The sequence below is a fragment of the Bacteroides sp. AM10-21B genome (assembly GCF_003472565.1).
GTDB lineage: Bacteria > Bacteroidota > Bacteroidia > Bacteroidales > Bacteroidaceae > Bacteroides > Bacteroides propionicigenes.
Map to the genome: position 1 here is coordinate 186,372 of NZ_QRME01000006.1, position 13,044 is coordinate 199,415.

General features: G+C 42.2%; 8 protein-coding genes. 5 read left to right on the forward strand and 3 right to left on the reverse strand.

Annotated elements, in window-relative coordinates:
- Positions 1–40 precede the first annotated feature (40 nt).
- Entirely contained in the window at positions 41–1,711 is a 1,671-nt protein-coding gene (locus DW121_RS09680) for a RagB/SusD family nutrient uptake outer membrane protein (RefSeq protein WP_117711705.1), read from the forward strand.
- A 114-nt stretch (positions 1,712–1,825) separates the two neighbouring features.
- Here the strand turns inward: DW121_RS09680 and DW121_RS09685 are convergent, their stop codons facing one another.
- The 3 genes from DW121_RS09685 to DW121_RS09695 form a co-directional block, all read right to left on the reverse strand.
- Positions 1,826–5,650: a response regulator gene (locus DW121_RS09685; protein ID WP_233555796.1), complete on the reverse strand. Its 3,825-nt coding sequence runs from the start codon at positions 5,648–5,650 to the stop codon at positions 1,826–1,828.
- Between the two features lie 190 nt (positions 5,651–5,840).
- Complete coding sequence (locus DW121_RS09690; protein WP_118323664.1) at positions 5,841–6,995, reverse strand: esterase; 1,155 nt, start codon at positions 6,993–6,995, stop codon at positions 5,841–5,843.
- Between the two features lie 20 nt (positions 6,996–7,015).
- On the reverse strand, positions 7,016–8,149 hold the full coding sequence (locus tag DW121_RS09695) for an esterase (RefSeq protein WP_117711644.1): 1,134 nt from the start codon (positions 8,147–8,149) through the stop codon (positions 7,016–7,018).
- A 301-nt stretch (positions 8,150–8,450) separates the two neighbouring features.
- Between DW121_RS09695 and DW121_RS09700 the strand changes: the two genes are divergently transcribed.
- From DW121_RS09700 to DW121_RS09715, 4 genes are read left to right on the forward strand one after another with little or no spacing between them, the layout of a single operon-like run.
- Entirely contained in the window at positions 8,451–9,506 is a 1,056-nt protein-coding gene (locus tag DW121_RS09700; RefSeq protein WP_233514890.1) for an alpha/beta hydrolase-fold protein, read from the forward strand.
- A 49-nt stretch (positions 9,507–9,555) separates the two neighbouring features.
- A complete protein-coding gene (locus DW121_RS09705) occupies positions 9,556–10,716 on the forward strand; it encodes an alpha/beta hydrolase-fold protein (protein WP_117711646.1) in 1,161 nt (386 codons plus the stop codon).
- Between the two features lie 27 nt (positions 10,717–10,743).
- Positions 10,744–11,442 (forward strand): acetylxylan esterase, encoded by a 699-nt coding sequence (locus DW121_RS09710; RefSeq protein ID WP_117711647.1) that lies wholly within the window; start codon positions 10,744–10,746, stop codon positions 11,440–11,442.
- A gap of 2 nt (positions 11,443–11,444) precedes the next feature.
- Complete coding sequence (locus tag DW121_RS09715; protein WP_117711648.1) at positions 11,445–12,896, forward strand: family 43 glycosylhydrolase; 1,452 nt, start codon at positions 11,445–11,447, stop codon at positions 12,894–12,896.
- Positions 12,897–13,044 lie beyond the last annotated feature (148 nt).

Sequence of the window (13,044 nt, forward strand, 5' to 3'; positions counted from 1 at the left end):
AGTCTTACTTGAAAAAACTCAAAAAAAAAGTATATTCATTATGAAAAAGATTATATATTCACTTTTAGGTGCTGCATTCCTCTTCAGTGCTTGTGAGGATCGCCTCAACATTGGGCAGAAGGGTGTCATTCCGTTTGAAAACTTCTACCAAACCGATGACGATGCACAAAATGCGCTCAACAACCTCTACCAGTCATTTTGTTTGAATATTGCTGGTAATGAGGGTATCTATGTCGCTCTTCCCGTACTCTTCAATGAACCCGGTGACGATATGTTGGCAGCAGGTAACTTTTATGGTGACAACGATTTCGGTGCACAGCTCAATGAATTTCGTTATGACTCACAAAACGAAGTTATCAAGAATGCCTATTGGGGACTTTATGGCGTAATTTACGACAGCAACCTTATCCTTGATAATATAGAACCTACTACTGACATCAAGAAACGTGTATGTGGTGAAGCCCGTGTTCTCCGCGCCTGGGCACATTTCATGCTTACCATCGGTTGGAATTGTCCTCCATTGGTTGACCATATCCTCCCCGCAGACGAAAAGCCTGCCAACTATGAAGGCGGACATAATGGACTTCTTGAATGGTGTGCAAAAGAAGCAGAAGCTGTTGTTAATGACCTTGATGAACGTACAAGTCCAACAGACCAAGTTGGAGCATCAAAGGTTACTAAGGGCTTTGCTCTCACCCTTGCAGGTAAGGCTCGTCTCTTTATGGGAGACTACGCAGGTGCCAAAAACAACCTCAAGCAAGTTATCCAATCCAGAAAATATGAACTTGTACCTACTGATCGCTGGGCAAATCTTTTCCACACCTCAGGTGATCTTTGTGAAGAGATGATTTTCCAAGCTAATGTAGTGCAAAATACAAATATCGGTGACTGGAGCAACAATATTCAGCGCACAGGCTGGATGTTTATCCAATTCTGGAACTGGCGAACTGACAAATTAGCTTCTGTGCCTTCATTCATAGGTGTTGATGGTTGGGGCGGTCACTCCATTCGTCCGGACTTTGCTGAACGCATGCTGGCCAACGACGGTGACTCTCCTCGTCGTAAAGCAACATTCCTTACCGATGAAGAGTTTCTCTATGAAATGGAATGGAATGGAACAAAGGATAAGGGATTAACCCTTGAACAACTTAAAAAATCTGATCAGATTGGTATTAAAGACCAGACAGGACTTTATGGTTTTGGGAAGTATTTTGCCAATAAGTTCATCGCTTGGAAAGAAGATAACGTAAAAGGTAATTGGGGATTCAAAAACTTGACGATTTTCCGTTATGCTGAAGTTCTTTTGATGTATGCCGAAGCTTGTGCCCAAACAGATGACTCGGATGGACTGGGTCTTCAATGCCTTCAAGACATCCAACGACGTGCAGGTTCAAACCATATCTCTACCCAACTGACTTTGGACGAAGTCAAAAAAGAGAAGAGTTTCGAAATGTGGCTTGAAGGAGTTCGCTTTCCGGACATGGTACGCTGGGGCGACACAGATGGTGTTAAAGATAATGGAAAGAACATCCCTTCCGCTTACGATGCTTTCTTCACAAAAGGCGAACCTGAGCATCGTATCTACGTAGAATATTCAAATCCCAACAAGGGTACGACAGGTTTCATAAAAGGCAAGCATGAATATTTCGCATTCCCATTTGATGCAATTTCCGTTAATCCAAACTTGAAACAAAACCCAAGTGGTGAATAAGGCATAAAAAATGAAAGCTGAACTTTAAAAGGTTCAGCTTTCATTTTTTATGCCTTATTCACTGCAATACATATTTCTCACAAGACCTTATTTCAGGAAATTTACTGAATATCCCTACATAACCTCTGTCGGTGTCTTTCCAAAATATTCCTTAAAAACTTTACTGAAATAGGCAGGTGTATTAAACCCGCACATCTCGCTCACCTCAGTCACATTATATTCTCCTGAACGAAGTTTCTCCATCGCATAATTTAATCGGATTGAACGAATAAATTCCACCACTGATAAGTTAGTAAGCGCCTTTATCTTTTTATACAGCAATGACTGGCTCAAAGCAAGCGCGGCAGCAAACTCCTCTTTACCAAAGTTCTCGTTAGCAATATTGGTACGCACACATTCAATAGCTTTCTTGATAAATTCATCATTCATACGATTTGCCACAATAGAGCGCGCATCGTCATGTTTCGCTTCAATGGCTTTTTGGAGTACAGTACGTCTATTACGAATGATAGAAGTTATACGGCTTGCCAGCAATGCCATATCAAATGGTTTGACCAGATAGTTATCAGCACCCAGCCCCAATCCATGCAGTTGGTTAGTTTTGTCGGAAAGGGCTGTAAGCAGAATCACAGGGATATGAGATGTTTCATAAGTAGACTTAATTCGACGGCAAAGTTCAAAACCGTCCATACGCGGCATAACAACATCCGAAACTACAAGATCCGGTTGCAATTCATTCATCATTTCCCAAGCCTCTTGTCCGTCTTGAGCAGTAGTTACACGGAAATGCTCGCGCAACGGATGCATCATAAACTCGCGTAAAGTCTGATTATCTTCCACGATAAGAATATGCATATCATGCACTTCCACATCATCACTTATCAATACGCCGGCTTTAGTTTCCACCGGATTATCAGCTGTCTGAGTCTTGGAAGCTACCCGTAGTGGTATAGTCACATCAAAAGTAGTCCCCATACCAAGTTCGCTGGTTACGGTAATCTTCCCATTATGAATAGAAATGTATTCTTTAGTCATCAGCAAGCCGATTCCCGACCCTACAATTTGAGCGTTTACAGCATTGTCACTCCGGTAAAATTCACGAAACAGTTTACGCTGTGCCGCTTTACTGATTCCCATACCATGATCCCTGACACGCAATGTCCATTCAGCTGCCTTTCCTGTAAAGGTTACTTCAATACGTCCACCTGAAGTGGAATATTTAACTGCATTGGAAAGCAAATTATCAACCACCCTTTCCAACATACGTACATCAGCCTGTACCCAATAATTTTCCGGTGTAATGTCAGTTATCACATCTATCTGTTTTCCGGCTGCATATGCCGTATATATTCCTATACGCCGTCTAATTAAATCAGTCAAATTAAGATCCGTAAACACCGGCTGCTCACATCCGATGTCGAGTTTCTCAAAATCAAGCAACTGCGTAGCCGTATCAGATAATCGTGTAGTTTGTTCTAAAGCTAATGCCAGACATTTGACTCCCCATGTTGAGAGAGCCTGCTCCTTATTCAATTCTTCCATCGGTGCTTTAATAAGCATCAGTGAGGTGCGTATATCATGCGCCATCCGCGTAAAAAAGCGTATTTTCTCATCAGAATAGCGGCGATGCAAATGTTGTATATAATAACGGACAACAAGAAACAATAAACCAGCAACAACGGCAAACATCAGTAACCGGAACCAAATCGTCTGCCAGAAAGGAGGATCTATAACAATAGAAATTTGACGTTCTGACAAGAGACTGCCATCATACATCCGGATACACAGCATATAATTTCCTGCCCGTAAATTAGTATAATTGATATATCGGTTAGTGGTATAGGCAGTCCATTCATCATCCTGCCCCATCAGTTTCCAAGAAAAGGAAACGGATTTACTGACATATCCCAGTGGGAGTACCGACAGTGTAAAAGACGTCTGCGGATAACTTAAATGCAACGTGGAGAGGCTGTCAATCGGAACAGACAAATCAAAGTCAGCTATTTCCCGAATAGAACGCCCCGATACGCGTATATCCGAGAAATAGATGCGTCCCGAGGCGCTAATAGAATTAACTTTATCAGGATCAAACAGCACCACTCCATTGTTACTACCGAAAGCCAATCTTCCATCAGGCAGTTGACAAGCTGCACTGACGCTAAACGACGTATTCGCCAATTGTTGCTGAGTACCAAATTTTTGAATTTGCCTGTACGGAAGATAATAACAACATAGTCCGTTGTCCGTACCTATCCATAGGTTATTATCAGCCAACAGCACACTCTTAGTATAGTTACTGGGTAACCCTTGCTGTGTAGTAATATGTGTTTGCTCGGCATTACGCAAGTCCAAACCTATCACACCATCACCTGAGGTACAAATCCATACAGTATGCCCCAACACAGCAATATCATGTACTGTATAACCGGACAAAAGCACATCAAACTTTCCCGTTTCTTTATCCAACAATAACAAGCCATACGCACATCCCAATAAAATCTGCCCGGGTGAAAATTCCGCAAAGCAATAAACAGGCTGCGTATCATAAGCACGGAGTTTTCCGGTAACAGAATGACGGCAATATACACTCCCTTTAACACCGCCCATCCACACATCACCCTGACTATCAACATAAGTAGCAAACACAAACCCGCCTGCACCAAATAAACCAGCCTCGTTGCCTGTATAATGATACAACTCACGACCTGTAGCTTCATCCAGCACATAAACTCCTCCACCGTAAGTACCTGCATAAATACGTCCTTTTTTATCAGCTGCCAATGATAAGAATACTAATTGAGAACCATTATATAGCTGTCTCCATTTACGAGTATGAGCATCGCGCAGGCTGATGCCATCATTTGTCGCAATCCAAAGATTTCCCCTAGTATCCGTTAAAATATGGTTTACCTCATTATTATGCAACGATTGAGGATTATTAATCCCATGTACCAGATGTTCCACCTCAGAACGCGCCGTTTCTGTATATTGCAAGCCTCCGCTATTAGTAGCTGTCCATATCCGCTGATGATCATCCATCAATAAGGAATAAACCCCGTTGCCGCGTAGAGAAATAGGATTGTCAAGATTTTCATGTAATACTTGTTCTACCCGGCTAGCTTCCGAGTCAAGTATCCATATGCCACCACCATCAATACCAAGCCAGATTGAAGTGGTATCAGGTATCAGAATATCCCGCACGATAAACCTTGGTAACTGAGTAACCGTTGCTTTCCGAACAGTTTGGTCCATAAGCTCATACTTCCACAATCCCGCATTATAAGTACCTATCCAAACACGGTGTGTACGCTCATCATAACGGACAGACGAGATAAGATAGGGAAAATGCCCATGTAATTTGTGCTGTGTACAGTCACGGGTATTTATGTGGTAAATGGATGATTGTATAAAAGCCAATGCCTGACAATCCTCCAGCAAGGTGATGCTGGAAAAGCCCTCTATATCATTAAAAAATCGCACTACTTCTTCACCTGTCCAAAAAAAGATACCGACACTAGTACTTACCCACACTTTCCCGTCGGTATCTATCAATAAATTAGTCACCCAATCTTCATTGCCCAATAATGATGAGATTGTAAACCACTGTTCAAACTTATTTAAAATAGGATTATAACGAAAGATCTGCCCGTTTTGGGTAGCAGCAACCAACAGGTTGCCACGACAAGCCATTTTTACCTGCATCACATCCGTTGTTGCATAGGGAAGTTCATAAAGCCGGTAATCATCGGCCGTAACACGTAAAATCCCTGTACGCGAAGCAGCCCAAATAAAGCCATCATCATCACGTACCACAGCTGTTATCTCCCGCATAGAAATACCGGATAATTCATTGATATTATTGAAAGTAAAATCCTGAGACACTACATTATGAGGTCCTAACAATAGAAAGGCAAATATTAGTAATAGTAAGTTTTTCATATACCTTATATTTCTTCATCCAAAACACGACAAAGATAATAATATTACCAATACTAACATATCCCAACCTCAACAGTATGTCGACAAATTTCGAATTACCATTGAAATTGGGATAAGGTAGTATTCTTTATATCAGCTATCAGAGAGTATTGGAAGAACCTATTCTCGTCATCCAATTATATATTTATAATTATCTAAATAATTTTTGTGCGATTGTTGTTAAATATATTCTGCAGTTCATCCATGTATGTCCACCCGAGGTATAAAATGTCTCACAGGGAACCTTATTCTTCTTCAACTCCGCAGCCATGGCTTTAGCGCCGGCATACAAGCTGTCATCCTTACCACAACCAATCCAAAGGAGTTTCAATGTACGCAACTGTCCGGGTGCAGCATAATCCTTTTGGAAACTCTCAGCCACTCCCTGCGGAAAGACAGCCGGAGCCATCGGACATACATAAGCAAACATATCCGGATGTCCTAAACCTGCACCTAATGTTTGCCGTCCACCAAGCGAGAATCCGGCAATGGCACGATTATCACGGTCTGTTTTAGCATAATAGTTCGTTTCCACATAGGGAATAATCTCTTTCAACAATTCGTTCGTAAACAAATCCGTACTCATCAGATTCATTTGTGTGTTTGGGTCTTTCTTCATCAAAGCAGGATAAGCATTAGCGTAAGGCATTACTACAATCATAGGTTCAGCTTTACCCTGAGCAATAAGATTGTCGAGAATATTATTCATACGACCCACTTTATACCATGTTTCGTGTGTATCCGTCATGCCATGAATTAGGTAAAGTACAGGATAACGTTTATTCTCGGAATAGCTGGGTGGTGTATAAATTAGTAATGGACGCTCCAAATCGAGACTTTGAGAATGATAAAAAGCATAAGTTACCTTACCATGAGGTACATTCTGAAGATCCTGTACTGATTGGGATTTGCCTTTTACATCCAATAAGCTCCCCTTAAAACGTTCGTTGGGAAAGAGATCCACATTATTGGGATCAGCCACAGCAACGCCGTCGACTATGAAATTATAAGGATAAATATCAGGCTTTACCTTACCTGTCACAACACTCCAAACCCCTTTGTCATCTTTGATAAGCGGCAAGTTTTTCTTTAGGAACTGCCCGCTCAATTCAACCTTTGTGGCATTGGGAGCTAAATAACGAAAAGTAACCGTTTGATCGGCATGCACTTCAGGCGATACAATGCGGATAAAACGAGCATTCGAACGTGATACCGATTGAGGCCGAGCCGACTGTGCTTGCGCTGTAAGCGAAACAGGAGCAAGCGAAAATGCTGCCAATACTATAATTGTAAATCTATTCTTCATTATATTACAGATGATAAAAGTTAATATTTTGCAGTTTGAAATAAACGCTGAAAAGTTTCGTGCAAGTAGAGTTTGGCATTCATCCATGTATGCCCGCCACTACTGACAAAAAACGTATGGTTAATGCGATGCTTGGAAAGTACATCACCAAAATCACAAGCCATTTTATAAAGGAAATCGTTATTGCCTACCCCTAACCAAATAAGTTTCATCTCACGATTGGTTTTATCCGGATCGGCATAGAACGAACTGAAGTTCTTCTCAAAGTCGTCAACTCCAAGACCTGAGCTATACGAACATACCCACGCAAACTTATCTGTATGCGCCAACCCATTTCGTAAAGCTTGTCCACCGCCACGCGAAAAGCCACCGATACCACGTCCTTCACGAGCCGTGATAGTACGATAGTTTTTATCAACGAAAGGTATAATGTCTGACATCAGTTCTGTGCTGAACAGATCTGTTTTCGGCATCTCATCAACTGTTGAAAAATAAGCAGCCGGATTTCCATAAGGCATTACCACAATCATCGGTTCTGCTTTACCTTTGGCAATCAGATTATCAAGAATAAAATTAGCACGCCCTACTTTAAAGTAAACTTCTTCAGTATCGGTAGTACCACTGATGCAATAAAATACCGGATACCTCTTATTCTCTTTCGGATCATAGCCGGGGGGAGTATAAACCAACATTCTACCTGTAGCCCCGATAGAGGGAGCATCATATATCACGTACTCCACATTACCATGAGGTACATTCTGAATGGAGTGTACTAAAGACTCATCTCCAGGAACTTCAAGCAAACTGCCTTTGAAATTCTCATTGGGGAAATAATCGGCATTACCCGGGTCCATCACACGTACGCCATCCACCACAAATTCATACGGATACATATCCGGCTCAATAGGGCCGACTGTAACAGTCCATACTCCCTCTCCGTTTTTCACCATATCAAATGGTTGAGTAGCAAACTGCCCGCTTAGCTTCACATTCTTAGCATCCGGAGCCAAATACCGGAAAGTAACCCTATTATCGGCATGTACTTCCGGTGAAGTAGTATTTGGTTGCCGCCAACCGTTATTGCCACGTGGCTGAGCTGCACTATATGCGACAATAAACGACAATAAAATTAATGATAAAATGTTTTTCTTCATATCACAAAAGGTAAAATTAATAGTTTAACAAAAATACACGATACAAAATTATAAAAGTATGCAGTTTCAGATAAAGTCTTTACAGTTTCAGATAAATTAAAGAAAAAAGAGAATACACCTTCCCATGTTATTTAAAAGTGTAAGGAAAGTGTTCAAAAGTACAAAGAAGAAAAGCCAAAACACGGCTATCTTTGTGTGGTTAACAACTAAAAATACTAATTGCTTTATGAACAGATTCCTCTTTTTCCTATTACTTCAAGTAATATGTTCAAGTATTCTTCTGGCACAACCTGGCCGACCAGTGAAGGATGAATCCGCTTTACCCGGCAAACGCAACGAACTAAATGTACGTAGTTCCGCATACCCGCGTCTTTTACCCGGTAATCGTATAGAATTCAAAATAAAAGCGCCTGATGCCCAAAAGGTGCAAATCAATTTAGGCCGCATATACGACCTTACCCGTAATGCCAATGGCGAATGGACCGGCATTACAGATCCGCTTACACAAGGATTTCACTACTATTTTCTCATCATAGACGGAGTATCCGTTGCCGACCCGGCCAGCGAATCTTTTTACGGCTGCAGCATGATGACAAGCGGTGTCGAAATTCCGTATCCCGATGATGACGTGAGATTCTATATGGCAGATGTACCTCATGGAGATATTCGTATAAAAAAATATTTTTCGAAAACAGCCAATGATTGGAGACGAATGTTTGTATACTGTCCACCCGGTTATGACACATCCAAACAGTCCTACCCGGTACTCTATCTGCAACATGGCGGTGGCGAAGATGAACGTGGCTGGTCTAATCAGGGACGCACTGACATCATCATGGACAACCTGATAGCCCAAGGAAAAGCAAAGCCAATGATCATTGTCATGGCAGACGGTAATACACACGATTTTGAAAGCGAACTTCTCAAAGAATGCATCCCGTTTGTAGAAAAGAATTTCCGCGTAAAGACCGACCGCAACAACCGCGCATTAGCAGGGCTTTCCATGGGCGGCATCCATACCTTAAATGTAGGTATTCCCAACCTTAACTACTTTGCCTATTTAGGTGTATTCAGTTCCGGATGGTGGGCTAATCCCACTCCTTTCGGAGGAGACAATGATACCGAAAGATATTACAAAATGCTACAAGACAAAAAGGAGGACTACAACACGAAGTTAAAGCAGTTCTGGATTTCCATGGGTGGTAAAGAAGACATAGCCTACAACAATTGTCAAATAATGATGAAGCGCTTTGACCAAATAGGTATCAAATACACTTATTATGAAACTCCAGGCGGTCATACTTGGCCAGTATGGCGTGAAAGCTTGTATCAGTTTGCGCCACTCCTTTTTAAATAGCAGTAACAACGAATTATCAAAAACTATAATTATTTTAAATATTCAAATTATGAAAAACGCATTGAAGTTTATTTTTTCATCTTTATTAGCACTTCCTTTAGCTGTGTGTGCCCAACAGCAAAGTTTTCCGGAAGGAACGGTTCCCAACGAACACAACATTAACGGAGCGGAATATCCTCGTATAGGAAAAGACCGCCGAGTACATTTCAGAATATTTGCTCCCAATGCACAAAAAGTCGAAATCAGTTTCCGTGGTGAAATGACTAAAGAAGCAGACGGATATTGGTCGTTAGTATCAAAAGAACCTGAAGTTGTAGGCTTTCACTATTACCAGATTATAGTTGATGGCGTAAGCACAGCCGATCCTAACGGCAAACCGTTCTTCGGAATGGGCAAATGGGTCAGCGGAATCGAGATTCCTGAACAAGGCGTTGACTATTATGCCATCAAAGATGTACCGCATGGATTAATAAGCCAAAGCTGGTATTATTCCAAGATCCGCCAAGAATGGCGCAGATGCATTGTATACACACCGGCTGAATATGACAAGAATCCCTCTAAAAAGTATCCGGTATTATACCTGCAACACGGAATGGGAGAAAATGAAACAAGCTGGGCCAACCAAGGCAAGATGAACTTCATCATGGATAACCTTATAGCCGAGGGTAAAGCCAAACCCATGATTGTAGTGATGGACAACGGTAACATCGAAGTATTCAAAAATAATCCGGGTGAAAGTCCCGCTGAAGCCAGAGCAAGATTCGGAGCTCAATTCCCCAATATCTTGGTAAAGGAAATCATCCCGCATATCGAATCCAATTTCCGGACACTGACCGACCGGGAGAATCGCGCTATGGCCGGACTTTCATGGGGAGGACTTCTTACATTCAACACAACACTGAATAACTTGGATAAATTTGCTTACATAGGCGGTTTCAGCGGAGCAGGCAGTATTGACCTGAAAAACATTGACACCACCTACAACGGAGTTTTTAAAGACCGCCAAGCTTTTAATGATAAAGTACATACATTCTTCTTAGGAATCGGTTCGGAAGAGAATCCCGAAAGAACCAAGAAACTCAGTGATGGCTTAAAGGCAGTCGGCATCAATAACATCTATTACGAGTCTCCGGGTACTGCCCATGAGTTCCTTACTTGGCGCAGATGTCTGAAGGAATTTATCCCGCTTCTATTCAAAACCAATAATTAATGTATCATTGAGAAACACACTACAATAATGAAAATTCCTTATTGCAAAGCATTGTTGGCGATTTGTTTCGCCACTATAATGAATGTGCATACATATGCACAGAACAAAGAGAGCGACTATCCTTTAGCACCTTATTTCTCACCGGGTAGCACTGATGTCATGTATCCTGACAAAGAAGGCTTTATACGTCGTTGGCTATTACTTGAACCCATAGACAAGCCTAACCGTAGCAATACAGTATTTACAGACAGCTATATCCGTGAGGCCTTTACTACCGAATATTTCCCAAAACAGTTCACTATATTACCCAAAGATGGCGATAAAGTAAAGGTAGGCAAGCAAAAACTTAGATGGCACGCCCTTGACAGCAATCTATTCAATGTAAAACTGTTCCGTTTTGCATCCAACCTTCAAAAGCAAATATACGGCGTTCTGTTCTGGGCTGTTACTGTTATCAATTGTCCGGAAGATATGTCCAACGTCAGGATGTCGGTAGGCTCGAACTCCGCTTCTATGTGGTGGTTGAATGGTGAAGAAGCTGTTATTCTGTCTGGAGACCGCCGCATGGTTAAAGACGATTGCCTGTCAAAGCGCCTGACCTTGAAGAAAGGGAAAAACATTATACGTGGAGCTGTCATTAACGGTCCCGGAATGAGTGATTTCTGTATTCGCTTTCTGGATGAAAAGGGAGCACCTATTAAAAACATTACCATCAGTTATAAATAATCATGAAAACAAAAGCTATATTTTGGGGTACTGCAACCCTACTATCTTTGCTGATATCAGAAAAAGCAATCGCACAAATCGGAGAACCCTACATACACGACCCTTCCACCATTATGGAATGTGAGGGTAAATATTACACTTTCGGCACAGGTGGAGGCGGACTAATTTCCGAAGATGGCTGGACATGGAATGGCGGTGGGGTAAGACCCGGAAGAGGTGCCGCTCCCGATGCCGTAAAAATAGGCGATCGTTACCTGATTGCCTATAGTGCTACCGGTGGCGGTCTTGGAGGTAGTCATCGCGGTACAGTACTGACTATGTGGAATAAAACGTTAGATCCCAATTCACCCGACTTCAAATATACAGAAGCAATAGCAGTTGCCTCATCCGAAGACAATGAAGATTGCGACGCCATCGATGCCGGACTTCTATTAGATCCTACCGATGGCCGCCTGTGGCTATCTTACGGAACCTATTTCGGTTTTATCCGATTGGTAGAACTTGATCCTACCACCGGTAAACGAGTAGAAGGCAACGAACCTATCAATATCGCCATTGACTGTGAAGCCACTGACTTAATATATCGCAACGGCTGGTACTACTTGCTCGGAACACATGGTACTTGCTGTGACGGTCCTAATTCTACCTACAATATTGTAGTAGGCCGTTCACGTAAAGTCACAGGACCATATATCGACAATATGGGCAGAGATATGCTGGAAGGCGGTGGTAAAATGGTGCTTGCTGCAGGAAACCGCCAAACGGGAGCCGGACACTTCGGACGTTTCATTGAGGCCGACGGAGTAGAGAAAATGTCATGCCACTTCGAAGCCGATTTCGACCGCGGCGGTCGCAGCGTACTCGCCATACGTCCGCTTTTGTGGAAGAATGATTGGCCGGTAGCAGGCGAAGTGTTTAAGGAAGGCACATATGAAATAGAATCCGAACGTAGAGGTTATGCCCTTGAACTTTGCGTTGACTTCATACGTATGCAGGCAGAAAGACATCGTTTCTGGGAAAAAAGCGATAAACCTCTTCTACCGCTGAAATCACAGACTTTGGAGGATGTAATAGGCACATGGCCACAAGGTAATATTGATGTAAGAATAGGCGACTATATGTTCCGCCCTCACCAAAGATGGACTATAACTGCCGTACCTGATGCCGGCGGATATTTGGGAGCTCCCTACTACAAGATAGTAATCGAAGGCACCAACCGTGCATTGACTGCCACAGCGGATGCTGAAGTTTCAACTGTACCTGAGTTCACCGGTACTCCCGAACAACTTTGGCGGATAGAGCAACTCACAGACGGCACCTACCGCATTATGCCTAAGAAAGTACCCGGTACTGATGAAGAACTAGTATTGGTATCTGTAGGTGACAGCACCCCCTCATTGGGTAAGTTTGATATGAACAGTGATAATTCCAAATGGAATTTCCGCAATCATTAAAAGTGGATACATTAGCATTACAGAGATAAAAGACACAAAGACAAAAACATAAATATCAGGCGTGAATCACGCAGGCTTGTCAAGAAACACTTTGTTTCATACTCAACCCTGTACGATTCACGTTTTCCTTATTTTAGTATAGAGAACA

What these genes read in the sequence shown, in the direction of transcription:
- DW121_RS09715 (WP_117711648.1), top strand. Translation starts at nt 11,445, where the DNA reads ATGAAAACAAAAGCTATATTTTGGGGTACTGCAACCCTACTATCTTTG.
- DW121_RS09710 (WP_117711647.1), top strand. Translation starts at nt 10,744, where the DNA reads ATGAAAATTCCTTATTGCAAAGCATTGTTGGCGATTTGTTTCGCCACT.
- DW121_RS09690 (WP_118323664.1), bottom strand. Translation starts at nt 6,995, where the DNA reads ATGAAGAATAGATTTACAATTATAGTATTGGCAGCATTTTCGCTTGCT.
- DW121_RS09695 (WP_117711644.1), bottom strand. Translation starts at nt 8,149, where the DNA reads ATGAAGAAAAACATTTTATCATTAATTTTATTGTCGTTTATTGTCGCA.
- DW121_RS09685 (WP_233555796.1), bottom strand. Translation starts at nt 5,650, where the DNA reads ATGAAAAACTTACTATTACTAATATTTGCCTTTCTATTGTTAGGACCT.
- DW121_RS09705 (WP_117711646.1), top strand. Translation starts at nt 9,556, where the DNA reads ATGAAAAACGCATTGAAGTTTATTTTTTCATCTTTATTAGCACTTCCT.
- DW121_RS09680 (WP_117711705.1), top strand. Translation starts at nt 41, where the DNA reads ATGAAAAAGATTATATATTCACTTTTAGGTGCTGCATTCCTCTTCAGT.